We start from the raw sequence: 25,070 nt of genomic DNA, 5'->3' as shown, positions 1-25,070 counted from the left end.
ATGCTCGACCCGACCCAGCGATCGCGGCGCCCGGCACGGATGAAGCGGCGACTCCCGCAAGGACTTCGATACGACTCGACGGCCGAGACTTCGCTCGCGCCGACGCCCCCGGCCGCGCCGGAGTCGAACGCGAGCCCCGGCCTCGCGGGCGCACACGCGAACGCCGTCCCCGCCCACGCGAACGGCGACGCCGAGGAGGCCCTCGGCAACGCCCGCGCGATGATCGACACGATCAACGCCATCGTGCGTGCGGGCTCCACCGACGAGATCATCCGGTCGACCCTCGACACAATCCGCGACAGGCTCGGCTGGTCCTATGCGTCGTACTGGACGGTCGACCCCGAGCGGAACGCGCTCGTCTTCTCGATCGACTCCGGGACGGTCGACCCCGAGTTCCACCGGGTCACGCGCTCGGCCACGTTCAAGGAAGGCGAAGGGCTGAACGGGAGGGCCTGGAGGCAGCAGGACCTCGTCTTCGTCGCCGACCTCGAGAACCTCGACGACTGCTGCCGGGCTCCCATCGCGAGCCGGGCCGGGATCGAGTCGGGCGTCTGCATCCCGCTCGCGTACGACGGCCGCGTGATCGGCACGATGGACTTCTTCGCGACGAGCTCGGTGAACATCTCGCCGATGCGGATGGAGGTCCTGCGCGTCCTGGGCCGCACGGCGTCGGACAAGATCGCCAAGCTCGGCAAGGAGCAGGAGCTCACGCGCATCTTCCGGATGATCGAGAACGCGCCGCTGAACATGATCTACGCGGATCGCGACCTCAAGATCCGCTACATGAACCCGGCCTCGCAGCGGACCCTGAAGGGGCTCGAGGCGTACCTGCCGATCAAGTCCGACGCGATGATCGGCCAGTCGATCGACCTCTTCCACAAGGCCCCCGAGCACCAGCGTAGGCTCCTCGCCGACCCGAGGAACCTGCCCCACCGCGCGGTGATCCGGGTCGGCCCCGAGTCTCTCGACCTGCTCGTGACCTCCATCCTCGACCGCGACGGCACGTACCTCGGCCCGATGCTGACCTGGGAAGTCGTCACGTCGAAGGTCGAGGCCGAGAGGCGGGCGAAGATCCTGGCCGAGAACACCGAGGCGCTCAACCAGGTGCTGCTCGCCCTCGGGCGGGCGCAAGGGGTCGAGGAGATGATCGTCTCGGCCCTCGAGGCCGTGCGCAAGGCGTTCGGCTGGGTCTACGGCTCGTACTGGCGCCTCGACGAGGAGTCCGATCAGCTTGTGTTCATGTCCGAGTCGGGTACGGTGGACGAGGAGTTCCGCAGGGTGACGCGGGCCTGCCGCTTCCGCGAGGGGGAGGGCCTGATCGGCCGCGCCTGGCGGCGACGCGACCTCTTCTTCACCGACGACCTGAGCGAGCTGTCCGACTGCCCGAGGGCACCGGTCGCGCGGAGGCTCGGGATCACCGGGGCGCTGGCGTTCCCGATCCAGCTCAACGGCAAGGTCGTCGGCACGATGGACTTCATGTCCGACGTCAAGCAGGAGCTGGGCGAGCAGCGGCTCGAGGCGCTCCGGGGGGTGGCCCGGGTCCTCTCCACGGCGCTCGACCGCGCCAAGCAGCGGGCGTCGATCGAGCGCGACAAGCGGGAGATCGAGGCCAAGGTCAACCAGCTCATGATGGTGGCCCAGGCCGCCGCCAAGGGGGACCTCTCCGTCGAGGTCGGCGTCTCCGGCCCCGACGACATGGGGCGGCTCGGCGAGGCCCTGGCCAAGATGATGGCCGACCTCAAGCACGTCATCGGCGAGGTCATCGAGAGCGCCAACCAGTTCGCCGAGGGGTCGCAGGTCGTCGCCGAGAGCGCCAGCTACCTCAGCGAGTCGTCGCAGAACCAGGCGGCGACCGTCGAGGAGATGTCGGCCTCGATCGAGCACCTCGGCAAGGCGATCCTCGAGATCAACCGCAACGCCGGGTCGGCCAAGGAACTCGCCGAGAAGTCGTCGCACCTCGCCAAGCAAGGGGGGGACTCGGTCGACCAGGCGATCGAGGCGATGGTCCTGATCCGCAAGTCGAGCGAGCAGGTCAGCGACATCATCCAGGTCATCAGCGAGATCGCCAGCCAGACGAACCTGCTCGCCCTCAACGCGGCCATCGAGGCGGCCAGGGCCGGCGAGCACGGCCTCGGCTTCGCGGTCGTCGCCGACGAGGTCCGCAAGCTGGCCGAGCGCTCGAGGGGCGCGGCCAAGGAGATCACCGCGCTCATCAAGGAGTCGACCCGCCGCGTGGCCGACGGCGCGCAGCTCTCCGAGGCCGCGGGCAAGTCGCTCGCCACGATCGTCAAGGGGGTCGAGGAGACCGCGCTCAGCATCGCCAAGATCGCCGAGGCGACCCAGGAGCAGTCGGAGTCGGCCGAGGAGGTCAGCAAGGCGATCCAGAACGTCTCGTCGATCACCGAGACGAACGCGTCCAGCTCCGAGGAGCTCTCCGCCAGCGCGGAGGAGCTCGGGGCGCAGGCGAACTCGCTCAAGAACGTGATCTCCGGGTTCAAGGTCTGATCGGCTTCGGCCCGTGATCCGCGGAGGGGCGGCGATGACGGCGATCGGCGGCGAGCTGACGGAGGAGGAGTGCGCGAGCTTCTGCACGCTCATCTACCGCCTCGCCGGCATCCGGATCCCGGAGACCAAGCGGGTGATGGTCTCGACCCGGATCCGGAGGAGGCTCCGCGCCACGGGCATCGCCACCTTCTCGGCCTACCTCGCCCACCTGCGGTCCGCCGCGGGCGCGGCCGAGGTGCCGTTGTTCGTCGACGAGATGACGACCAACGAGACGTACTTCTACCGCGACCCGCATCAGTATGAATGGTTCGCCGGCGAGTTCCTGCCCCAGATGCTCGAGCAGGCGAAGGCCCGCAAGCGGCCCAGGAGCCTGCGGGTCTGGTCGGCCGCGAGCAGCACGGGCGAGGAGCTGTACTCGGCCGCCCTGAAGATCCAGGGGAGGCGGAAGGACTTCAACGGCTGGCGGATCAAGCTGCTCGGCACCGACCTCAGCGGGGCCGTGCTCAAGGCCGCGAGGGCCGGCGTCTACGACGAGCGGGCGCTCAGGCTCGTCCCCGAGGCCGAGCGGTCCCGCCACTTCACGCACGACCCGGCCGCCCGCAGGTGGGAGCTCTCGCAGGAGGTCCGGGCCGACGCGACGTTCCGGCTCCACAATTTGCTGGAGCCGTTGCGGGAAGATCCGTTCGACTGCGTGTTCATCAAGAATGTGCTGATTTATTTCGACGAGGATTCCAAGAAGTCGGTCGTGAAGCACCTGATCGCGTCGCTGGCGAAGGGGGGATACCTCGTCGTCGGCCCGTCGGAGGGGATCTTCCCGATGCTCGGCGCGTTGGTGAAGCACAAGTCCTGGCTCTACCAGAGGCCTGCCTGACTCCAGTCCGGCCGATCCGATCGAGGTGACCGTCCATGTCGGGGTTCGACCTTGGGGACCTGCTGCCCTTCTATCTCGACGAGAGCGACGAGCAGATCGTCGGCCTCGGCGCCTTGCTCCTGCAGCTCGAGCAGGCCCCCGACGACGAGAAGGCCCTGCGCGAGGCCTTCCGCCTGATCCACAGCCTCAAAGGGGGGTCGACGGTCATGGGGTTCGACGAGGTGAAGGGCCTGACCCATCACCTCGAGACCTACTTCGACGAGCTCCGCGCGGGGCGTCGCAGGCTCGACCGCCCTTCGCTCGACATCGTCCTCCGCTGCCTCGACGCCCTGCGCGACTATCACGCCGAGCTGCGCGAGAAGGGCTCCAGCGAGATCAGCCTCTCCGAGCTGACCGAGCTGGTCGTCACGAGCCTCGGCAAGGATCGGCGTTCCTCCTCGGAGCCCCGGGCCGAGGCCCCTGCCGGGTCTCCCGCGCCGACGCCCGAGCCGTTGCCTGATCCGGGACCGGGACCGGGGCCGGAGCCGGAGCCCGAAGTCGACCCCGAGCCCGTCGCCGGGGCCCCCGTCGTCGAGGAGCCCCCGCCGCCCCCGATCGATCCTCCATCGCCGGTCGAGGAGCCCCCACCGCCGATGCCCACCCCGGCGGTGAGCCTGGAACAGCCGGGGACGCTCACGCTGGTCCTGGTCTTCGAGCCCGGCCTCTCCTGGCCGGACATGAAGGCCAAGCTTGTGCTCACGCGTTTATCGGCCAAGGCCCGCGTGATCGCGACCCGGCCCCGCGTCGAGGACCTCGACGACATCGAGGCCCTGCCCGAATTCGCGATCGACCTCGAGGCCGACTGCGACATCGACGAGCTGCACGCCCTGGCCGACGTGGACGGCGTCGCCGAGATCCGCGTCGAGGGGCGTTCCCGGCCCCGGGCGATCCCCACCCCCGCCCCCGCCCCCGCGGGCCGAGGAGCGGGTCCAGGCCCCTTCCCCGCCGCCCGAACGGCCCGAGGCGGAAGCCCCATCGCCCGCCCCCATCGAAAGGCCCGCGGACGAGCCCGCATCGAAGCCGACGCCCGAGCCCCAGGGCGCCGAGAAGCGGGCGAAGGTCACGGAGACGGTCCGCGTCGACGTCGATCGGCTCGACCAGCTCATGAACCTCGCGGGGGAGCTGGTCATCAGCAAGGCCCGCTTCTTCGAGTTCTCCCGGGGGCTCGAGGAGCTCTTCCGCGGCTCGAACGCCCAGGTGCTGGCGTCCGACACCTCGGATCGGCTCGAGAGCATCGCGCGGGGGCTCGAAGGGTTGCTCGCGCATGGCGGGGGCGATGACGGCTCGGCCGAGCGCTGGGCGTCGCAGTTCCGCAGGCTCCGCGAGAACTTCCGGGCGATCCAGGACGAGCTGGACATCATCCGCCAGGGGCGCGAGCGGCTCAACACCATGGCCGAGGCCATCGACCACCTCGCGCGCGTCTCCGACGGCATCCAGCGCGGGGTGCTGGAGACCCGGATGGTCCCCATCGGCCCCCTCTTCGACCGCTTCCAGCGCGTGATCCGCGACCTCCGGCTCTCGTCCGGCAAGGAGGTCACGCTGCGGATCGACGGCGAGAAGACCGAGCTGGACAAGCGGATGGTCGACGAGCTGGGGGATCCCATCGTCCACCTCGTCCGCAACTCGGTCGACCACGGCCTCGAGTCCCCCGACGAGCGCGAGCGGCTCGGCAAGCCGAGGGCCGGCACGGTCACGATGACGGCCTCGCACCGGGGCAACAGCATCGTCATCACCGTCGGCGACGACGGCCGGGGCATCGCCGCCGAGCGGGTCAGGCGCAAGGCCGTCGCCAACGGCCTGATCGGCGAGGAGGAGTCGAGGCGCCTGAGCGAGCACCAGCTCATCCAGTTCATCTGGCACCCGGGCCTGAGCACCGCCGAGAAGATCACGGACATCTCCGGCCGTGGGGTCGGCATGGACATCGTCAAGAGCCGGATCGAGAGCCTCAACGGCTCGGTCGACGTCCGCTCCGAGCCGGGCGTCGGCACCACCTTCTCGATCCGCCTGCCGCTGACGCTGGCAATCCTCCCCGTGCTCCTGACCCGGATCGGCGGCGAGGCGTACGCGATCCCGCTCGACCACCTCGCCGAGGTCATCGAGGTCGGCCGGGGGGACATCTACAGCGTCCAGGGTCGGCCCGCCATCGAGATCCGGGGCCGGATCATCTCGCTGCTGACCCTCGGCGACGCCTTCGGCCGCGAGGGGCTCGCCTCGCTCGAAGAGGCCTTCGCCGGCGGGAACGGCAGCGGGAATGGTCATGCACATGGGCAGGCGGAGTCGAAGAAACCCCTGACGGTCGCCATCATCAGCAACGGCGAGGAGACGGCCGGGCTGGTCGTCGACGAGCTGATCGGGATGCAGGAGGCCGTCCTGAAATCTCTGGAGAAGAACTTCCAGCCCGTGCCCGGGCTCTCCGGCGTGAGTATCCTGGGCAATGGGCGCGTCTCCCTGATCCTCGACATCGAGGCCGTCATCCGGATGGCCGCGTCGAACGTCGCCGGGGCCGCCGCCCGGTCCTGAACCCCTTGAACGCCCCTCGACTGGAGGCCCTCGCCCGTGGGAGCCTGGCTGACCGAAGACCAGAAAGCAACGCTGACCGCCGCCCTCAAGCGGGGAGCCTCCGACGCCTCGGGCGCCCTCTCGCGCTGGCTCGGCCGCGAGGTCGCCCTCGAGGTGAGCGAGGTCGAGGAGGTGGAGCTGGAGGAGGTCGCCGGGCAGCTCGGCCCGGAGGACAGCCTGGTCGCCTGCTGCGCGATGGACCTCTCGGGCAAGCTGACGGGGCAGCTCCTGATGGTCTTCGAGGACCGGTCGGGCATGGCCCTGACCGACATGCTCCTGGGCCGGCCGCAGGGGACCTCGACCGACTGGGGCGAGCTGGAGCAGTCGGCCGCGAAGGAGACGGCCAATATCGTCGGATGTGCCTATTTGAATTCTTTGGCCGCGCACCTGGACCTCGACGGCTCGGCCTCTCCGCCCTCCGCTGCGGGAGGGGCGTGGGTGCCGTCGCCCCCGGCGTTCCGCCACGAGTTCGCGGCGAGCCTGCTCGAGTTCGCCCTGATGGACCAGGCGACGGAGGCCGATCGCCTGCTGTTCATCATGAGCCGGTTCGGCTCCGAGGCCGACGGCCTCCGCTGGCTCCTGCTGTTCGTCCCCAGCGGCGAGGCCCTGCGCACGCTCTCGGAGTCGCTGCCCCCCCGGCCCTGACGGAAGAGAAGTGATAGCCACCTCCAACCCTCGTCAACGCAACGCGGAGCCAGACCCTTGCCACCACCCACACCAACGCCGGGCCTCGTCGAGGTCGTGTCGGTCCCGATCGGCCGATGGGCGGTCGCCTCGGCGCCGACGCTGCTGCGGACGCTGCTGGGCTCGTGCGCGGGGGTGGTCCTCTACGACCGCGCGCTGAAGGTCGGCGGGGTCGCGCACGTGGTCCTGCCCGACTCGCGGGGGGAAACCGACCACCCCGGCAAGTTCGCGGACACGGCGATCCCGGCCCTGATCGCGGACCTCGAGGCGAAGCTCGGGCGGTCGAGCCGGGGGCGCCTCTCGGCCAAGGTCGCGGGCGGGGCGAGCATGTTCCAGACGGGGGCGACGAACAACATCGGCCGGATGAACCAGGACGCCGTCGAGGCGATCCTCGCCAGGCTGAACATCCCCGTGATCGCCAGGGACGTCGGCGGCGAGGCGGGTAGACGCTTGACGTTGGACACAGTGTCGGGCATCGTCTCCATCAGGATCCCGGGCGGTGCCGATTACCAGATCTGACGGGACGACACGCGAACCGCGGAGGGATCGAGACTTGAAACGACTCTTGATCGTGGATGACGCACTCCTGATGCGCAAGATGATCCGCGACGTCGCCGCCCAGGCCGGCTGGGACGTCGCCGGCGAGGCGAAGGACGGCGCCGAGGGCGTGGCGCTCTACGAGAAGTTCCGCCCCGACCTCGTCACCATGGACGTCGTCATGCCGAACATGAGCGGGCTCGAGGCCCTCCGCAGGATCAGGGCCGTCGACCCAGACGCCAGGGTCGTCATGGTCACCGCGCTCGACCAGAAGGAGACCCTGATGGAGGCCTTCCGCGACGGCGCCATCGACTTCATCGTCAAGCCGTTCGAGCACGGGCGGATCCTCCGGCTCCTGGACAAGCACGGGGCGGCGAGCCCCCCGGGCGTCCGCGAGGCCGATCCCAGCAACGAGAACGAGGCGGACGGTGTCCAAGGTTGAGCCCCAGAGTCCGGTCCGGCTCCTGATCGTCGACGACTCCGCGCTGATGCGGAAGCTCCTCGCCGACCTGCTCCGCTCCGCGCCCGAGATCGAGGTCGTGGGCGCCGCCCGCAATGGCGCCGAGGCGCTGGAGCTGGCCGCGGCCCTCTCCCCCGACGTCATCACCCTCGACGTCGAGATGCCGGGGATGTCGGGCCTGGAGGTGCTCCCCCTGCTGTTGAAGGCCCGGCCGGTCCCCGTCGTCATGGTCAGCTCCTTGACGCAGGAAGGGGCCGAGGTGACGCTCGAGGCCCTCGACCTCGGCGCGGTCGACTTCCTCCCCAAGCCCGACCGCCTCCAGGTGGCCCAGTTCAAGTCCGCCGGCCCGCAGCTCGTCGCCAAGGTCCTCTCCGCCGCCAGGAGCCGCGTCCGGCCCCCTTCGGCCCCCGCTTCTCCCTCGGTACCTGCCCCCCCGTCGTCGAGGTCGATCCCCGCATCGACCCCCTCGCGGCCGGCGGCGACGTCCTCGCAGTCACGCGATACACGTTCATGCCAATGTATCTTGATCGGCATCTCGACGGGGGGCCCGCAGGCGCTCGGGCAGGTCCTGCCGCTGATCGCGCCCCCGGCCCCGCCGATCCTGATCGTCCAGCACATGCCGGCCAACTTCACCCAGGTCTTCGCCCAGCGCCTGGACCGCCAGTGTGCCTTGGCCGTGAAGGAGGCCGAGCAAGGCGACATCGCCTCTCCCAACTCGATCCTCGTCGCGCCGGGCGGCCGGCACATGACGCTGACCGGCACGCCGAAGTGCCCGCGCGTCTCGCTGAGCGACGGCCCGCTCGTGAGCGGCCACAAGCCCTCGGTCGACATGCTCTTCCAGTCGGGCGCCCGCCTCTACGGCCCGAATGTCGCGGCCATCATCATGACCGGCATGGGGCGCGACGGCGTCGACGGCTGCCACAAGGTCCTCGAACTGGGCGGCATCACCTTCGGCCAGGACGAGGCCACCTCCGTCGTCTACGGCATGAACAAGGTCGCCCACCGCGAGGGCGCCGTCCGCAACCAGTTCGCCCTCCAGGACCTCCCCGACCTGATCCGCAAGCTCTCCCAGGGCACCTGACGCCTTCTCCTCTCCTCCCCGACATCCTTCGGGCTTCTATCTCTCGACATGCTTTCAATTCTGCTACGCTGTTGAGAACGGGGCGGACGGCGTCCGGAAGGGTCTCCGCGCCGACCCGGCCTTGGTTCGAAGTGGGGAGCCGCGTTCCATGCGCCATGCCCGAGCCACCCTGCCGATCGCGACGGTCGCCGCGATCACTTGCGCCCTGGCTTCCGCCCTGCCTCTGCTCGCGGATGAGCCGCCCAAACCTCCGAAGGTCGAAGCGAAACTCGAGGGCGGCTTGCAGGTCGAGGCGGAGATCCACTTCAACCGGAACGCGATCAAGGGGAGCCTTCCTCTGGGCGATCAACTGATCGCTCTGACGGAGGCGGGCACCATGCTCCGCTTCGAATATCCGAGCCTGCGCCTGGCCAGCGAGCGTCACGGGCTTGAGGGGGTGACCTGTCTCGGCCTGGGCGAAGGTGGGGCGCCGATCGCGGGCCTCTCCGATGGCCGGATTTGTCGCGTCGACCCGAACACGCTCGAACTGACTGACATGGCGAAACTCCCCGAACCGCCCCAGTGGCTCGGCTGGTGCGGGCCCCGAGAAGGCCGACCCGCGGGGCTGGTCGCGGTCACGGAGAGGAGGCGGATCGTCAAGACGGAGAAAGGGACGCGAAATCCTCGCCATTCCGTCGTCCACGACCTCGCCGTCGACAGGACGATCGAACTGGACGACCTGATGACGACGTTCTTGATCGATCGAGACGGCCGTCTCTGGCTCGGTGCCGATAACGGGGAATGGGGCGGCCTGGTCTCTCGGATCGACCTCGTCAAGGGGACGCCCTCGAAGCTCGAGCCGCCGCCGTCACTCAAACCCGGACGGAAGCCGTACTGGAGCGGCGTCTACGGGTTCGCCGAGCTCCGCGACGGCCAGGTCTGGGCCTTCGGCGGCACCGAGCACATGGGGGGCTGCGAGGCGATCATCACCCGGGTCGACGGCGACGCCCCGAGTACCCTCTTCCAGAACGAGCAATTCCTGGGCACGGGGAAGAAACCCGACGAGAGCCGGGCCTGGCTCCCGGTCAACTTCATCGTCGACGAGGGAGATAGCCTCCTCGTTGTCTCATACAGCGATATCTACAGGGTCGATCGCGCCTTGAAGGACTGGAAGAAGGTGGCGTCCCTCGACATCTCGTATCGATGGGGTCGTCCCGACGCCATGGGCTCGTATGCGGCGGTGGTCGGCCTGCACGCCCCTCGACACCGAGGCGAGCCCCTCGTGCTGACCACGACGCTGGACGGCCTCCTCCGGCTCGATGGCGACAAGATGACCAGGCACGCGGCCCCCCCGCCCCTCGGGGCGTCGGACGTGAGCCTCGTGCTGGGCACCCCCGACGGGGTGTTCGCGATGGAGGACAAGGACGAACCCGATGACGAAGGGCCCGGCTCCTATGGGGTCAACCCCTGGCGACTCGGCCCGGACGGCTGGCGTCAAATCTCGGCAGAGCCCCCCTTCGAAGTTGACCCGGCCGACGAGGCCGCGAAGGCGAATCCGGTCGATTCCTGGCATGGCTGCATCGTGCGAGTGGCGGCCAACGGGTCCGTCTATTCGGTCGCCGGCACGGTGGACATCCCCGGCACGCGGACCACGAGCCGGATCGTCGGCGATGGGGTCGAGCGCATCGGCCGGGAAGTCTCCCACCTCTATCCTCTCTCCACCTTCGCCACTCCCGACGGGACGCTCTGGAACGCGTTCGACGGCGCGTTGAAACGCTTCGACGACGGCCGCTGGAAGGCGGTCGCACCCCTGGATCCCGCCGGCGTGCCCATGCGCCTGCGCGCCCTCGACGTCGGCGGTCCCCCCTGGTTCCTCCTCAGCCGCGTCAAAGGCCGCCTCTGGAGCCTCGACCCGGGCGCGAATGGCAAAGGGGCGAGCCTGAAGGAATTCAGCATCCAGGAAGGCAACAACCCGATCCGGATCTTCGCCGCGGCCCCGTGGAAGGACGGCACGCTGATCCTCGCAACCCCTGCCGGCTTGAGGACCTACGTTCTCGCCGACGGGACGCTTGGCCGCCCCGCCCTCCCCGTCGAGGCCCCGATAACGTCGCTTGCCCGCGATGGCCTCGGCCGCCTCTGGCTCGGCGGCGAGCAAGGCCTGTTCATCCTCGAGCCCGACGCCAGGTCACTGGCCTCCCTCGCGAGCGTCCCCTATCTTGGCCGAGGCGGCATCAAGTCACTCGCCCGAGACCCCGCGCACCCCGACGGCATCCTCGCCGCCCTCGGCCCTCGCGGCGTCGCGTTCATCCGGGCGGTGCGGAAGCCCTGAGCGGGTTGTGTGGTAAATATACGCATGTTTCGATTTCACGGGCTTGTCGAGAACGGTGAACCGCCTGGCGCATGACGCGATCGCCGAATAGGGCGGGACGCCATACGCCCTCGCCCCGGGTGAACCCCCGGCGTGCCTCCGCCGCAACGCGCTCCCTGCCCCGAGGGCCTTGGGCGTGCCGATTTCCGCTCGATCGCCGGAGTGTGAGTGGGGCTCACGAAATCGCCGAGGAGTCGCCCGGTCGACTCCCCTTCCCGGCCCGGTGCCCGTATAAATCCAGAAGTGCAGTAGATCAGGAGCCAAGCCGGGATCGCGTCGCGGGCGAGGGGCGGCGCATCGCGGGGGGCTCGTGCCGGGCGGGCCTGGTAAGGCAAAGGGGGGACGATGTTGGGAGCTGTGATCGCCCTGGCGACGATGGCGGCCGGGGCCGTGGATGGTTCGACCGCCCCCGGGCCGGCGGCCGAGGTCCTGCGCGAGTACGAGGCGGCGAAGGCGAAGGCCGGGCACGACGCGGGGTCGCAGGTCAGGCTCGCGCTCTGGTGCGAGGCGAACGGGCTCTCGGCCGAGAGGATCCGGCACCTGGCCCTCGCGCTCGTCTTGAACCCGGCCGACGGGGCGGCCCGCGGGCTACTCGGGTTCGTCGCCTATCAGGGGACTTGGAAGCGGCCCGAGGCGATCGAGGAGGCCGTCGGGCGTGACGAGGCCCTGGGCGCCGCGCTCGGCGAGTACAACGCGCGTCGCCTGGCGATCAAGAACAAGGCCGAGGACCACTGGCGGCTCGCGCTCTGGTGCGAGGAGCACGGGCTCAAGCCCGAGGCCATCGCGCACCTCACGACCGTCGTGCGGCTCGACCCTCGGCGCGCGGCGGCCTGGAAGCGGCTCGGGTATCGGCAGCACGGCGGGCGCTGGGCGACCGACGAGCAACTCGCCGCCGAGAAGGCCGAGCGCGAGGAGCAGAAGAAGGCGGAGAAGCACTGGCGGCCGATCCTGACGCGGTGGCGCAATGCCCTCTCGCATCCCGGGCAACGCCGCGAGGCCGAGGTGGCCCTGGCCCTCGTGGGCGACCCCAGGGCGGTGCCGGTCGTCTGGTCGGTCTTCGGCCGGGGGACGGCCTCGGAGCGGCTCAAGGCCGTGCAGATCCTCGGCCAGATCGACGCGCCGGGGGCCTCGAGGGCGTTGGCCCTGATGGCGATCTCGAAGGACTTCCCCGAGGCCCGCGGCCGGGCCGTCGAGACGCTCCGAAGGCGCGACCCTCGCGAGTATGCCGGGCTCCTGATCGGCCTGTTGCGCGACCCGATCAAGTACCGGGTCGAGCCGGTCAAGGGGGCCGGCTCGACGGGCGTCCTCCACGTCGAGGGTAAGGAGTCCAACCTCCAGCGCCGGTATACGGCCCAGGGCCTGCCGCCCGTGCCGTTCCAGCCGGGGGACAAGTGGACCACCGACGCGGACGGTTTTGCCGTGCTGCTGAGGCCCGAGTGGTCGACCTGGCAAACGATCGATGTCAACGGGTTGTACTCGAACTTCGACGCGGTGATTCAGCGGGGGCACGAGATCTCCAAGCACGGATTTCCGGGGCTCTCCCCCCAGACCAGCAAACTCCTTGGCGACTCGGTCAGCGCGGTCGGGGAAGGCGATAAAACCCTGCTGAATGTGCTCATGTCAGGCGCTCCGCCCGGTTACCGGCTCGAGCAGGAGTACACCCAGAACCTGGCCATACCCGTGGGGCGGATGATGCACGCCGCCCAGCAATCGGCCGCGGTGGCCCAGGGCCGCCTGGATGCCGACGTGCGGGATCTCGAGGCGAGGAAGATGGAGGTCGACGGCGTGAATGAGAGGGTGTCCGACGTGCTGACGTCGGCGACGGGAGAGGATTTCGGGGCCGACCGCAAGGGGTGGTCCGTCTGGCTCGCCGACCTCCGCGGCTATGCGATCACGTCCGAGGATGAGACGCCCGGCCCCACGCTCATCGAGGACGTCCCGCTTGCCGCCGTGGACGTCCCGATGCCGGCCCAGGTCGCGACCGCCGGCGCATTGCGACTGGCGCACTCGTGCTTCGGCAAGGGGACCTCCGTGCAGACGATGACCGGGGCTGTCCCCATCGAGAGGATCCGCGTGGGGGATCGGGCCCTGGTCCAGGACACGTCCACGGGCTCGCTCCGCTACGAACCGGTCGTGGCCGTCTACCACAACCCGCCGAACCGCACGCTGAGGCTCAAGCTCGACGGCGAGGACGACATCGTCGTGACCGGCATCCACCGCGTCTGGAAGGCGGGCAAGGGATGGGTGATGGCCCGAGAATTGAGGCCCGGCGACCTCGTCCGCACCCTCGGCGGCTCGCGTCGCGTGATCTCGGTCGACGACGACGAGGCCCAGCCGGTCTTCAACCTCGAGGTCGCCTCGGGCCAGAGCTTCTTCGTCGGTCGAGGCGGCGTCCTCGTCCACGACAACAGCGTCGTCGAGCCGGTCCTCAAGCCGTTCGATGCGGCCTCGGGGTTGGTCCTCGAGACGGCCAAGACCTCGGCCGCTTCGCGGTGAGGGAGTCGGAGGCCGTCAGCCAGGCTCCCAGCCTGATGGGCGGCCGAGGCCCCGGGGCGGACAACCTGCGGCGAGATCGCGGGGAGGCCGAGCGAGGGGCTTGGCCGGGGTTCCTGGCCTCGGCGGGGGTTTTTGCGGGGAGTCTCGGCGTCTTGCGCCGGCGTCAGTCTCTGCGACCCTCGGGCTTGTCTCCGCGGGCGAGGGCCGGCATCCCGTCGGGATGCCTCTGCCCTTTCCCGGGGGCCGATGCGCGTCATCGGCCGGGGCCAATCCCCAGAAAGAAAGGAAACGAAAACCCAGGAAGTCGTGAACCAAGAAAAGCAAAGGAAAGAAAGAGTTGTCGATGCGGGGATTGAACCCGCGGCGTGGCCTGCCACTTCGACATGAGACACCTCGTGCATTTCTTCCCGATGCGCGCTCGTTATTGTTGCCAGCGAGGAGACCGGCCGGGGCCGGTGCATCTCCATCGCCACCACGGCGAGACGAGGTTGGACCATCCTTGATCCACCAGGCCCGACGACCCCCGAGCTGTCTGCACCGGCAGGGGCCGGCAACGCCTTTTGCGTGAGTCGCCCGGCGGGGGCACCGGGGTCACGTCGACCCGACCTATCGGCGAGCGAGATTCTCGCGACCCGTCCCATCGGCGAACGAGCCCGAAATCCCACCGGCCATAAGCTAATACCCCGGCCGAACCCACTTCCGGCGCACTTCCTGGGAAAATCGCTCGGAATTTCTTCACGACACCTGATCATGGCTGACGCCCGCTTTCCCGCTCGAACTCGCGGCGGGACCAATTGGTCCCACCACCCGGTTCCCTTCATCGAGACCGGTTGACGACTGGCCGTGGGGGGCGTGGGATGCGATGATACCGTCGCGAGCCCGGCCGCGGGGGGCGTCACCGACAATGCCTCGGTTGGGCCAACGCCTGACTCACATCCGATCGACAACCGACCAGGACGTCACCCATGGCAAATGAGCTCCCGATCCCCCCCGCGGCGAACGCATCACCGGCCATCGAGATGATCCGGGTCTGGCTGGCCAATGGCCAACTGCATACGGTTCTGAACATTGGTTTCTGGGAGGATCGAGGCCTCGACGAGCGGTCCGCCTGGGGCGTCCTGCTGGCTGACGTGGTCCGTCACGTCGCGGATGCCCACGAGTCGGAGTACGGGCACGCCCCCTCGGAGTCGATCGCGAGGATCCGGCAGGCGTTCGAGGCGGAAATGGGACACCCGACCAGCGAACGCCTCGGGCAATTCATCAAAGAACGCCGCGGCCAGGAGCCTTGATCCGGCGGGCGTAATTCGGCCCTCCGCCGCTGTGTCGAGCCTCTCTCCTGGGGGCTAGTCGCTCATCCCGGGTGCCCCGACCGTCCCAATATAGGTCGAGCGCCGGACCTTGGGGATCTCCCGGTCTGTCGCACATAATACCCGATGCAATTCGAGGGAGAGCGTGCTAAGCTTACCAATCTGACATCTGTCATTATTGGCGGCAGCCGTGGATTGCAGGTCCGAAAAGAAGTTTGGGGTTAGCACGATATCTATATTCATTAGATATTTTGATTTTGACTCGTCTGCATTCAAGAGGGATTTCGATGCGACTTCTGCCGGCGACGTTTCGCCTCGCGATTCTCCTGGCTGGACTGGCCGGGGCTCCCGTTCGATCCTGGGCGCTCGACGTGGGGGACCCGGCGCCTCGGCTCGAGGTCTCGCGCTGGGCGAAGGGGGAGAAGGTTGATCGGCTCGACCCGGGGAAGGTCTACGTCGTCGAGTTCTGGGCGACCTGGTGCGAGCCATGCCGCTTCGCCATGCCGCACCTGACGAAGCTCCAGGAGACATACAAGGATAAGGCGACGTTCATCGGTGTGAGCGTCTGGGAGTCGGATCAGGCGGAGGTCGATCCCTTCGTCGCGAGGATGGGGGACAAGCTCGGCTATCGCGTGGCGCTCGACGTCGTGCCCGAGGGAGACCGGGCCGAGTCCCGAGGCAAGACGGCCGACGCCTGGCTCGCGGCCTCGGGCACGCAGGGGATCCCGCAGACGTTCCTGGTCAAGGGGGGGAGGATCGCCTGGATCGGGCACCCGATGGAGCTGGACGAGCCGCTGGCGAAGGCGGTCGCGGGGACGTGGGACTTCGACGCCGCCGCGAAGGAACGCCTGGAGAGGCGCACGACCGAGGCCAGGGTGGGAGCCCTCTTCGAGGCGGCCGGCAAGCTCGTCCAGGAGCGCAAGCACGGCGAGGCGATCGCGGGCCTCGACCGCGCGATCCTCGCCGAGCCCGAATTGGAGCGTCGGCTCGGCCTGATGAAGGTCGGCGTGCTCGTCGCGTCGGGGGACGCCGAGGCCCTCGTCGCCTACGGCTCGAGGCTCTGCGAGACGATCTGGAAGGACGACTCCGACGCCCTGAACTTCCTCGCGCTCACGATCGTCGTCGAGGAGCGGAAGGCCCCGCCCTCGCCCCCGGTGCTCGCGCTGGCGATGAGGGCGGCCGAGCGGGCCGTCGAGATCACCCGCGGCGAGTCCGGGCGGATCCTCGACACCCTCGGGCGCGTCTGCTTCGCCTCGGGCGACCCCGGGCGTGCGGCCCGGCTGGAGGAGAAGGCGTTGAGCCTCGCCGAGAAGGACGTCCCGCACTGGCGTGAGCGGCTCAACCTGTATCGAAAGGCAATTGAAGCAAAGAGGCGTTGATAGAAGGCGAGCATTTGATGTGAAAATAGAGCGGGGCCAATCGGTCCCGATCGTCGGGCCCCGCCTCAGAGCGAGGAGAACGCGGATCCTTCCGGGATCGAGGAGGGCCTGCGGCCGTTGAAGGCGGCGACGCGGGTGCCCCAGGTGCGCAGCTCCTCGCTGCAATCGTCGCGGTCGATCAGGCACTCGATGAGGCAAGGGCCGTCGTGCGACTTCGCGAAGACGATGGCCTCGGCGAGTTCCCCCTCGGTGCCCACGCGCTTGCCCCAGCCCTTGCCGCCCCCCCTGGAGAAGACGGCCATCAGGCCGGCGTAGTCCCAGTCCTGGATGTTGTTATAAGGCCCGTCGTGGATCTGGATCTCGATCGTGTAGCCCTGGTTGTTGATGAGGAAGATGATCGGCCGGGTTTCCTGGCGGATCATCGTCGAGACCTCCTGCGCCGTGAGCTGGAATGAGCCGTCGCCGATGAGCGCGACGACTCTTCGCCCCGGCCCGTGCCCGATCGCCAGGCCGAGCGTCGCCCCGACCGACCAGCCGATCGAGCCGTACGTCATCTGGATCTCGAACCCGGCCCCCTCGGGCAGGTCGAGCTTCAGGCCGTTGAACCAGGAGTCCCCCGTCTCGGCGACGACGACCGTCTCGGGCCCGAGCAGGGCCTGCACCTGCCCCATCATCGCCCGGGTGGTCAGCACCGCGCCCGGCACGACTTCGGGGGGCGCGGCCTTCCTCGGACGCCTCGTCTCGGGGCCGTCCTCCTCGCTCCGCACGCGGCCCGCCAGGGCCTCGAGGAACGCGGCGAGGTCAACCCCCGTGTGCGTCGAGCCCGGCAGCGTCACGAGGCCGGGCTTCGCGTCGAGGATCCTGTGATGTTCGAGAGGCAGGGTATAGCCGACGGTCGTGTAGTCGGTGAAAAGCGCCCCGGCGAACAGGCAAGCGTCGGCCGATTCGACGACCTCCGCGCAGCCGGGGCTGCTGACCGGACCCCAGTAGTGGCCGATCGCGAGCGGGTGGGCCTCGGGGAAGAACCCCTTGGCGTCGGGCATCACGGCCACCGGGGCGTTCAACGCCTCGGCCAGCTTGCGGAAGGCCTCGATCGCCCCGGCGCGTCGGAGCTTCGGCCCCGCGACGAGCACCGGGCGTTTCGCGCCGTCGAGGATCGCGGCCGCCGCGGCGATGGCCGACTCGAGGGCCCCCGGGTCGGCCGGGATCTCGCGCGAGAAGTCGAACGCCTGCGGCGCAGGGACCGGGAGCCCCGCGAGGTCGCAGGGCACCTCGATGCAGACCGGCTGCTTCCTCGCGAGTGCGGTCGTCAGGGCGTGGTCGATCAGGCTCGGCGCGTCGTCGAGGCTGTGGATCACGACCGACTCGGCCACGAGTCGCCCGAAGATCTCGCGGCAGTAATCGTAGTCGACCCCCCCTTGCGTGTGGTGGAGGTGTCGATTCTCGGCCTTGGCGGTGGTCCCCGGTCCTCCCGCGATGAGGATCACGGGCAAATCCTCGGCCGACGCCCCCGCAATCGCGTTGATGATGCTGAGGCTGCCCACGCTGTACGTGACGACCGCCGCCGCGACCCCCTTGGCCCTGGCATAGCCGTCGGCCGCATACCCGGCGTTCAGCTCGTTGCAGCAGCCGACATACGCCAGCCCCGGCTCGGCGAGGAACTGGTCGAGCAGCACGAGGTTGTAGTCGCCCGGCACCGCGAAGTAGTGCCCCAGGCCGATCTGGCGAAGCCTCGAGGCGAGGTAGCTTCCGAGGGAAACGGTGTTCTGCGTCATCGTCTCGTCACGACCAGGGTGATATCGTCGCCGCGGCAACCGCCATCGGCTGTTTAATAGTTATTCAAGGGCCCGCCCCGCCGAGCGTCTCGAGCCCCGCACCAACCTACCCGCCCGCGGCGCGATCGGCCACGCCCTGAATCCCGCCATTGCCTCTATCGCCGGCTGGAATTCATCCTCGCCCCCGGCGAGTTTGATCGAACGGAGATCTTAAGGCCAGTGATGGATTTGAAAAAGTGAGACAGTGATCGGATTTGCGGATTAGCTTGGACAATCGCCCCGGCATGTTCAACCTGCGAAACATCGAGGCCGCGAGTTGTTCCGATTCTCTCAACCCGAGTCGTGCAGCGACGTGGAATTGGCCTGGATTGGAACCGCCGAAATCACGCAGCGACGCGCACTCCTGCACCAACCGGCGATTCAACATAGAACCTGACGATACGCAACCCAAACATCATGGTTACGACGATAAGCATCGGAAACACGCCGAGCCGACGGACCTCGAATGATCATCGAAGGCTCTCTCGAATCTAGCATGGTAATGATAGTTTCATGCCCAGGGCTCGAAATCCTGCAACAAGCCCGTACCTGAATCCCGGCAGGAGATGTTCAGGGCTTCCTTCAATCTTGCCCTCCATTCCCGGACGAGCCCTGGCGATACGCCTTCCACCTGAGGCGCATTTTATGAAACGCACCGATGGCGGCCTCGGACGTATCACCCGACGCGATCCGCTTCGGCCGGTCCTCATGATCGGGATCGAGCTGCGCGCCCAGGGTGCGGTGATAGCCCCTCTGTTGCCGGAGGAAGGCGATCAGGACCTGGAGTGACGAATCCATCCGAGCCCCTTCGGCGAGCGCCATTTCGACGCGCATCACGTGACGATTATCGGGGTGTGCGGCGGGGGGCGAGGTCACGCGCAGGACGGGGGCGACGGCGTCCAGCTTCCGGCGGAATCGGCTCCAGGCCTCGTAGCCGAATTTCTCATCGATGCTGTTGAGGATCGGACGGATCTCCGTCGCCTTGCAGGCGCTGATGTCGAACTGGAGCGCGATCGTGCCCCGCTCGGCGTCGCTGAGGATGTTCACGGCGAATCGATCGAAGTCGATCGTGTGAATTTCGGGCATGGGGGTATCCGATGTCAGGGCCCGGGTCGCGTCCGGGCCGGATTGGTACGTCGAGAAAGTTTCGAACCAGGACCTTGAACAAGTGAGTCCGTCATGTTGGCATGGCTGAGTATGACTCAGATTTATCATACATAAAATTTGTCGAGAACAATCAACAATGCGTGAATCATCGAGATGGACGGATCTGGATCGGGAGTATCCCCCCGCGGGCGAGTCCGACGATATCGCCGAGACGATTTGCCTGAATCATAGGATACTCAAGCTCACGCAAGGCCGCATCCTTCGAGGTCAGCACGCCAAGGCAACGGGCAATGTCAGGGCCCGGTTCGTCGTCGATCCGGAGCGACCTGCCAGCACCCACTTCGGCATCTTCAAGCCGACGACGACGTACGACGCGATCGTCCGCTTTTCGAACGGGATGGGCCGGGTTCGTTCGGACAGGAAGTCGGACGGGCGAGGCATGGCGATCAAGGTCCTCGGCGTGGAGGGGGCCCGGGCCCTCGACGAAGTCGGGGATCAGGACACGCAGGACTTCGTGATGATCAATTTCCCGACATTCCCGTTCCGCAACGTTCGCCAATATCGGGTTGCGACGCAGATCAAACGTATTCTCATGGCGAACATAGGGCCGCTCGGCAATGAACTCTCGCAACTCCTGTTCTTCGTGCCCTGGCACCTCGGGAATTTCCTGAAGGTCGGCGTGAAGATCAAGCGCAAGAGCCGCAGTCCGCTCGTCGAGACCTACTGGAGCATGTCCCCCTTTCGCCTGGGCGAACGGGCCATCAAGTTCTTCGCCGAGCCTCAGCCCATCAACGCGGAGGATCTCCCCGCGCTCAGCAACGCCGCCACCGGCGATGACATGCTCGCGGACGTCCTCAAGGCGCACCTCCGCCATAAAGAGGCTCGCTTCGACATCAAGGTCCAGTTCCAGGCAGATCCGAAGGGGACCCCGATCGAGGACCCGAGCGTCGAGTGGACGACGACCGCCTCTCCCCCGGTCAAGGTCGCCACGCTCATCATCGCCCCCGTCGATCTGACCTCGGCCGACTCCAGGGCGTTCCACGAATCGGTCGAGGCCATGTCCTTCAACCCCTGGCACTCGCTCGAGGACCATCGACCCCTCGGCGGCCTCAATCGCCTCCGCAAGGAACTCTACCGGGCCAATGCCAAACTCCGCCGAGAGAGTGCGTCGGCGAAATAAGAGGGGCGTGACTCGCCTCCCGCGACACGGATGATGGAACATCCGATGTCGCAAAGTGCGGACGGACTCCGATCTCGGCCCCGGCGGATCGCGTCGAGGCTCCATCCACCGAAACTCAAGGCCGGGGAGCCGGGAAAGCCCAATGCCCGCGGGCGACGGGACTCCCGGATATGGATCCTCGCGATTCGAAGTCGAAGGAGACCTGTCGGATCGGTCGCGAAGAGGGGCCCGCAATTCGAGGTGGAAACAAGAAATCACTTCGGCATGCGGTAGGGCTTGCCCGCCCGGTAGTCGAGGAGCATGCGGCTGGGGGTGAAGGGTTTGCCATTGCTGGTGGCGGTGAGGGTCTCGGCCCTGGTCTGCCACTCGATGGCCTTGGCGAAGTCGCCGGCCTCGGCGTAGGCGGAGGCGAGGACCGACATCTTCAAGGTGTCGGGGGCGTTGCCGATGAGGTCAAGGGCGAGCGTGGCCGACGCGATGGCAGCCTTCCCATCCCTGAGCTGACCGTCGGGGGCGGTCGCGAGGATCCGGGCCCGATCCTCGTGGGCGAAGGCCCACGAGGGATACTTCTCGATCATCGCGTCGTACCACTTGAGGGCCTCGCGATAGTCGCGGTCGTCGATCAACTCCCAGCCGAATCGCTCACGCTCGGGCGCCGGCGGGTCGGGCTCGACCGCGGCGAGCCGGTTCCGGATCGCCGAGTCGTATTTGCTCGCGAGCCGGTCGTAATAGGCCGCTTCGCTTTCGAGAGCCCTGGCACGTCGCGTCATGTAGGCGGCGGTGGCCTGCTGCTCCCCGAGGAGGGACTCACGCCTGATGCGAGAAACATGGTCCGGGAACTGCGGATTCTTCAACACGGCCTCGGCCTTCGCGGCCTTCTCGCGGTTCCATTCGATGCCATCGCGTGCCCGCTTCGCCAGGTGGCGTGCGTGATCCGCCTTGCTGACGTACTTCATACGCAGGGGCCAGAACCGCCAGCTATTGGCCTCCCAGGCCAGGACGACCGCGATGCCCGCCACGATCACCAGGCAGGCCGCCAGGTTCAGACGCCTGGCGGGGGGCCAGGGGATGCGGGCGAGCCTCGAATTGGGGCGGCCTCGCAGGTGATTGAACCCGAGGAGCCCGAACAGGGCGGCCGTCACGAGCAGCAGCGAGATCAGGACCCGATCGAGCGGGTCGAACGCCCAGAGGAACCCCGCGGGGGTGTAAGGGGTCTCGTGCCCGCCGAGCCACGATTGGAAGATGGCGAACCGCCCCTGGTTCACCAGGGGAATCCCGTGGCCGTTGTAGTGCACGTGCGGCGTGTCGGTCAGCCAGAAGACGAGCGCCACCGCGTCCGCGATGAGCGCCAGCGCAATCAGGTGCGAGAGGCGGATCCCTCGGAGCAGAGCCATCGCGGACTCCCCATCGAGCGGGCGACTGAACGAGCGGTTAGACCCCGGCGTCGAATCGGCGCGTCCAATCTACCCGGTCGGACCGGGAACCGCAAAACGTATGGATTCGGATTGAACGCGCGATTTTCGTTGTTGATACAATGTTGAACCGTGCTCGCCGACGTCGAAGGATCGGAGAAAAAGCGCGCCGTGTTCGTGGTTTGGTGCAGTAGAGGAGGAGAGGACGTCGTAGGTTCAAGGTCTGAGGGGTTAGTCGCATGCCGAGCGAGCATCGGGACATCGTCCTGGGGAGGATCCGGCAGGTCTTCGCGGCGGGCACGGCGACGGGCCTGTCGGAGGCGCAACTCCTCGAGCGGTTCGTCGAGGGGGGGGATGAGCTCGCCTTCGAGGCGTTGGTCGAGCGCCACGAGTCGATGGTCTGGGGCGTCTGCCGGCGACTCCTGCACGACCCGAACGACGCCGAGGATGCCTTCCAGGCCACGTTCCTCGTCATGGTCCGCAAGGCGGGGCTGCTGAGGGATGGCAACCGGCTCGGCCCCTGGCTCTACGGCGTGGCCTTCCGGACCGCCTCGCGTGCCCGCGTCAACGCGGCGAAGCGGAGGGACCGCGAGGCTCGTGCGATGCGCCCCGAGATTCTTGACACGGCCGACGCCCCCGCCGTTGCCGAGCTTCGTCATGCGATCGACGAGGAGATCGGTCGGCTCCCGGCCCGATACCGGACTGCGGTGGTCCTCTGCCACCTCCAGGAGAAGTCCGTCGACGAGGCCGCCAGCGAGCTCGGCCTGAGCCTGGGGGTCGTCCGGGGCCGTCTCTCCCGGGCCCGCAAGAAGCTCCGGGCGGGCCTCGAGCGGCGGGGCCTGGCGCCTTCCTCGGTCGGCTCGCTTGGGTTGGGTATCGCCCGCAATCATCCGATCCCGGAATACCTCGCCGCGAAGACCACGCGGTTCGTCCTCGAAGCCTCCGGCCCCGCCGCCCTGCTGGCCGGGCAAGTGGCCTCGACGATGCTCTGGGGCCAGTTGAAGGGGATCGGTGTCGTGCTGGGGATGCTGGTGGTCGTCGCGACGGCCGGTGTCCTCGGCGGCGGCTCTGGCTCTCCCCCCGCCCCTCCGGCCAAGCCCGAGGCGGCGAAGCCCGCCCCTGCCCCAGACCCCGTTGCGGCCCTCGTCCCTCCGGCCGAGGATGACGCCGACACCCCCGTCGACCCCGAGGCCCTGAGCAAGAGCGACCCCTACAAACCCGGCCGCACGACGATGGAGGTCGTCGATGCCGACACAGGCAAGCCTCTCCAGGCGCGGATGGTCCGCTCGATCGGCAACGGGCACGAACAGGTGCTCGAGACCGATGCTCAAGGTCGGATCGACCTCGAGTATTCGACGAAGTGGGAGAATGATCACCTGATGCTTGACCTCTGGGCCGAGGGCCACGCCCTCCAGAGGGTCTCTTACTGGGGAAGCGAGGAAACCCAGAAGATCCCGAACCCCCTCATTGTGCGTCTCCAGAAGGGCCAGAAGCTATCAGGGCGGTTCGTGAATGAGGCGGGCGAGCCCGTGAGTGGTGCGACGATCTATCTCTGGAGCCACAAATACAAGAAGAAAGATAAGAACGAGCTCCTCTACAACTTACAGGCGACCAGCGGCCCCGACGGCCGCTGGGTGACGTCCAGCGCCCCGGAGGTCACCGGGGAAATGATCGGCATCATGTACCGTCACCCGGAGTATGTCGGTGCGTTTCGATACGAAACGGCGCCTCCCATCGCGGAGATGCTCGCGGGCACGGCCAGGACGGTCCTGAAGAAGGGGGCCGAATTCTCGGGGCGGGTACTCGACATGGACGGCAAGCCTGTCGAAGGCGCGATCGTCGTTTTCACCGATCGCAGTGTCCTCTTCCTCGCCGATACCCTTCACACCCAGACCGATGCACTCGGTCGGTTCCAATTCACAAATGCGCTACCCGGCCAGTCGACGATCCTGATAAGGGCCCCGGGCCTTTCGGCGAAGATCATCGAGCGGGAGATCAAGCGTGGAGATGGGCCGATCGAAATCAGGATGTCAAAGGGGAAGGTCTTCCACGGCCGGGTGGTCGATAGCGCAGGCAGGCCGATCAACAAGGCTCATTTCCTCCTCACCCGGCTGAATGGCTTCGCGCCGCTCTCCGAGGGACTCGACACCGACTTCGACGGCCGATTCCATTGGGATGGTGCTCCCGAAGAAACCATGACGGTTCGAGTCGATCGATCCGGATACATCGCCGAGGGCCTCGACAACCAACCCACGATCGTCGACGGAAGGGAACTCGTCTATCGGATGGCGAGGAGCCTCACAATCGAAGGGAACATCACAGATGCAGAGACCGGCAAACCACCCAAGGATATTGATTTTGATATTGGTAAGACCGATGCGCTTGGTGGGGTGATTTCTTGGAGGCAGGAGCATGGGGCTTGGCTAAGCCAAACTGGACATTATGTCAAGGTGATAGACGCCGAGTCAGCGTCTGGATTTCGGGTTCGCATTCGGGCCCTGGGGTATCAGACGTTCGTCTCGAGGGTCATCCTCAGCAACTTCTCGAAAGCGAATCTCAGCATTAAACTGGCCAAAGATCCGCATCCCGGCTCTTCGGGAGTGGTGTTGGGGCCTGATGGTAAGCCGAGGGCCGGAGCCCGCGTCATCATGGTTCGAGACAAGGGCCGTACGCGACTCAGCACAGACCCGCAAGAGGTTCCCGAACAATACTTCGTGAGTACGGGCCCCGACGGGCGTTATCAACTGCCTCCGACCGACGATCCGTATGCCTTGGCGGTGGTCGACGAGTCGGGCTGTGCGCGGTATCAATCGGATATTACGCAGGGGCTCACCGAAATCCGCCTCGAACCCTGGGCCCGTGTCGAGGGAAGCCTGCCGGATGGCCCGCTTAGATTTCGAGAGTTTCTGCAATGGTCGGAGGACTATAGCCCGCCCGCCAGGGTGCCTCCCGCCAAACTCGTCGACGCCTCGGGGAACAAGGTCGATGCGGTCGTGGTGACCACGCCTCCCCTGAGGCCTCACTTCAATGGGCACGTTGCCAAGGTCGATAGCAAGGGGAGATTCGTTTTCGAGCACATACCACCGACTTCCGTGGACATCGGTCTATATCGCGACGACAAGTGCCTTCGCCGACAGGCGATCAGCCCGGAGCCGGGCGAGACGGTCCAGATCCGCTGGAACGCGGGTCGGGAGGTCGAGCCCTGATCCTTTCCCATCGCCCTCGCCTCTTGCCAATCTCGTGCACCCGGCAAGATTTTTGTGATGAATGCCCTTCGCGGATCCAGTACCTC

At 67.5% G+C, this 25,070-nt stretch carries 16 protein-coding genes and 1 pseudogene; 14 read left to right on the top strand and 3 right to left on the bottom strand.

The window, feature by feature from the left end:
• The 12 genes and pseudogenes from ACOYYX_RS34995 (at nt 1) to ACOYYX_RS34940 (ending at nt 16,265) form a co-directional block, all read left to right on the top strand.
• Complete coding sequence (locus tag ACOYYX_RS34995) at nt 1–2,505, top strand: methyl-accepting chemotaxis protein (RefSeq protein WP_422927291.1); 2,505 nt, start codon at nt 1–3, stop codon at nt 2,503–2,505.
• Between the two features lie 34 nt (nt 2,506–2,539).
• On the top strand, nt 2,540–3,376 hold the full coding sequence (locus ACOYYX_RS34990; protein ID WP_422927290.1) for a CheR family methyltransferase: 837 nt from the start codon (nt 2,540–2,542) through the stop codon (nt 3,374–3,376).
• A 35-nt stretch (nt 3,377–3,411) separates the two neighbouring features.
• Nucleotides 3,412–3,654: pseudogene (locus ACOYYX_RS34985) on the top strand (Hpt domain-containing protein); the annotation flags it as partial.
• A gap of 865 nt (nt 3,655–4,519) precedes the next feature.
• Nucleotides 4,520–5,935 carry a chemotaxis protein CheW gene (locus ACOYYX_RS34980; RefSeq protein WP_422927289.1) on the top strand — a complete coding sequence of 472 codons (1,416 nt, stop codon included), beginning with the start codon at nt 4,520–4,522 and terminating at the stop codon, nt 5,933–5,935.
• Nucleotides 5,936–5,971: 36 nt separating this feature from the next.
• On the top strand, nt 5,972–6,619 hold the full coding sequence (locus ACOYYX_RS34975; RefSeq protein WP_422927288.1) for a chemotaxis protein CheC: 648 nt from the start codon (nt 5,972–5,974) through the stop codon (nt 6,617–6,619).
• 57 nt (nt 6,620–6,676) lie between these two features.
• Nucleotides 6,677–7,177: a chemotaxis protein CheD gene (locus tag ACOYYX_RS34970; protein WP_422927287.1), complete on the top strand. Its 501-nt coding sequence runs from the start codon at nt 6,677–6,679 to the stop codon at nt 7,175–7,177.
• A gap of 34 nt (nt 7,178–7,211) precedes the next feature.
• Complete coding sequence (locus tag ACOYYX_RS34965) at nt 7,212–7,637, top strand: response regulator (RefSeq protein WP_422927286.1); 426 nt, start codon at nt 7,212–7,214, stop codon at nt 7,635–7,637.
• A complete protein-coding gene (locus tag ACOYYX_RS34960) occupies nt 7,624–8,736 on the top strand; it encodes a protein-glutamate methylesterase/protein-glutamine glutaminase (protein WP_422927285.1) in 1,113 nt (370 codons plus the stop codon). Before ACOYYX_RS34965 ends, ACOYYX_RS34960 begins: the two co-directional genes overlap by 14 nt.
• Nucleotides 8,737–8,884: 148 nt before the next feature.
• The gene (locus ACOYYX_RS34955; RefSeq protein WP_422927284.1) at nt 8,885–11,044 is read left to right on the top strand and encodes a hypothetical protein; all 2,160 of its coding nucleotides are present in this window, start codon (nt 8,885–8,887) and stop codon (nt 11,042–11,044) included.
• 384 nt (nt 11,045–11,428) lie between these two features.
• Nucleotides 11,429–13,579 carry a polymorphic toxin-type HINT domain-containing protein gene (locus tag ACOYYX_RS34950; protein ID WP_422927283.1) on the top strand — a complete coding sequence of 717 codons (2,151 nt, stop codon included), beginning with the start codon at nt 11,429–11,431 and terminating at the stop codon, nt 13,577–13,579.
• Nucleotides 13,580–14,544: 965 nt separating this feature from the next.
• Entirely contained in the window at nt 14,545–14,868 is a 324-nt protein-coding gene (locus ACOYYX_RS34945) for a DUF5076 domain-containing protein (protein ID WP_422927282.1), read from the top strand.
• A 305-nt stretch (nt 14,869–15,173) separates the two neighbouring features.
• Nucleotides 15,174–16,265 carry a redoxin family protein gene (locus ACOYYX_RS34940; RefSeq protein ID WP_422927281.1) on the top strand — a complete coding sequence of 364 codons (1,092 nt, stop codon included), beginning with the start codon at nt 15,174–15,176 and terminating at the stop codon, nt 16,263–16,265.
• Between the two features lie 65 nt (nt 16,266–16,330).
• On the opposite strand, the gene ACOYYX_RS34935 is transcribed toward ACOYYX_RS34940, so the two are convergent.
• Both ACOYYX_RS34935 and ACOYYX_RS34930 read right to left on the bottom strand, forming a co-directional pair.
• Entirely contained in the window at nt 16,331–18,040 is a 1,710-nt protein-coding gene (locus ACOYYX_RS34935; RefSeq protein WP_422927280.1) for a thiamine pyrophosphate-binding protein, read from the bottom strand.
• Between the two features lie 621 nt (nt 18,041–18,661).
• Nucleotides 18,662–19,165: a hypothetical protein gene (locus ACOYYX_RS34930; RefSeq protein WP_422927279.1), complete on the bottom strand. Its 504-nt coding sequence runs from the start codon at nt 19,163–19,165 to the stop codon at nt 18,662–18,664.
• Nucleotides 19,166–19,322: 157 nt separating this feature from the next.
• Here ACOYYX_RS34930 and ACOYYX_RS34925 point away from each other — a divergent pair, with 157 nt between their 5' ends.
• On the top strand, nt 19,323–20,366 hold the full coding sequence (locus ACOYYX_RS34925) for a catalase family protein (protein WP_422927278.1): 1,044 nt from the start codon (nt 19,323–19,325) through the stop codon (nt 20,364–20,366).
• A 254-nt stretch (nt 20,367–20,620) separates the two neighbouring features.
• Here the strand turns inward: ACOYYX_RS34925 and ACOYYX_RS34920 are convergent, their stop codons facing one another.
• Complete coding sequence (locus tag ACOYYX_RS34920; RefSeq protein WP_422927277.1) at nt 20,621–21,760, bottom strand: tetratricopeptide repeat protein; 1,140 nt, start codon at nt 21,758–21,760, stop codon at nt 20,621–20,623.
• Between the two features lie 257 nt (nt 21,761–22,017).
• On the opposite strand from ACOYYX_RS34920, the gene ACOYYX_RS34915 reads away from it, so the two are divergent.
• A complete protein-coding gene (locus ACOYYX_RS34915) occupies nt 22,018–24,984 on the top strand; it encodes a sigma-70 family RNA polymerase sigma factor (RefSeq protein WP_422927276.1) in 2,967 nt (988 codons plus the stop codon).
• Nucleotides 24,985–25,070: the final 86 nt, after the last annotated feature.

The sequence above is a fragment of the Singulisphaera chitinilytica genome (assembly GCF_049331405.1).
Classification (GTDB): Bacteria; Planctomycetota; Planctomycetia; order Isosphaerales; family Isosphaeraceae; genus PoT.
The sequence above is the reverse complement of the archived record's forward strand: the minus strand, read 5'-3'. Positions and strand labels throughout refer to the sequence as shown.

What these genes read in the sequence shown, in the direction of transcription:
- ACOYYX_RS34995 (WP_422927291.1), top strand. Translation starts at nt 1, where the DNA reads ATGCTCGACCCGACCCAGCGATCGCGGCGCCCGGCACGGATGAAGCGG.
- ACOYYX_RS34990 (WP_422927290.1), top strand. Translation starts at nt 2,540, where the DNA reads ATGACGGCGATCGGCGGCGAGCTGACGGAGGAGGAGTGCGCGAGCTTC.
- ACOYYX_RS34980 (WP_422927289.1), top strand. Translation starts at nt 4,520, where the DNA reads ATGAACCTCGCGGGGGAGCTGGTCATCAGCAAGGCCCGCTTCTTCGAG.
- ACOYYX_RS34955 (WP_422927284.1), top strand. Translation starts at nt 8,885, where the DNA reads ATGCGCCATGCCCGAGCCACCCTGCCGATCGCGACGGTCGCCGCGATC.
- ACOYYX_RS34950 (WP_422927283.1), top strand. Translation starts at nt 11,429, where the DNA reads ATGTTGGGAGCTGTGATCGCCCTGGCGACGATGGCGGCCGGGGCCGTG.
- ACOYYX_RS34945 (WP_422927282.1), top strand. Translation starts at nt 14,545, where the DNA reads ATGGCAAATGAGCTCCCGATCCCCCCCGCGGCGAACGCATCACCGGCC.
- ACOYYX_RS34940 (WP_422927281.1), top strand. Translation starts at nt 15,174, where the DNA reads ATGCGACTTCTGCCGGCGACGTTTCGCCTCGCGATTCTCCTGGCTGGA.
- ACOYYX_RS34935 (WP_422927280.1), bottom strand. Translation starts at nt 18,040, where the DNA reads ATGACGCAGAACACCGTTTCCCTCGGAAGCTACCTCGCCTCGAGGCTT.
- ACOYYX_RS34930 (WP_422927279.1), bottom strand. Translation starts at nt 19,165, where the DNA reads ATGCCCGAAATTCACACGATCGACTTCGATCGATTCGCCGTGAACATC.
- ACOYYX_RS34925 (WP_422927278.1), top strand. Translation starts at nt 19,323, where the DNA reads ATGCGTGAATCATCGAGATGGACGGATCTGGATCGGGAGTATCCCCCC.
- ACOYYX_RS34920 (WP_422927277.1), bottom strand. Translation starts at nt 21,760, where the DNA reads ATGGCTCTGCTCCGAGGGATCCGCCTCTCGCACCTGATTGCGCTGGCG.
- ACOYYX_RS34915 (WP_422927276.1), top strand. Translation starts at nt 22,018, where the DNA reads ATGCCGAGCGAGCATCGGGACATCGTCCTGGGGAGGATCCGGCAGGTC.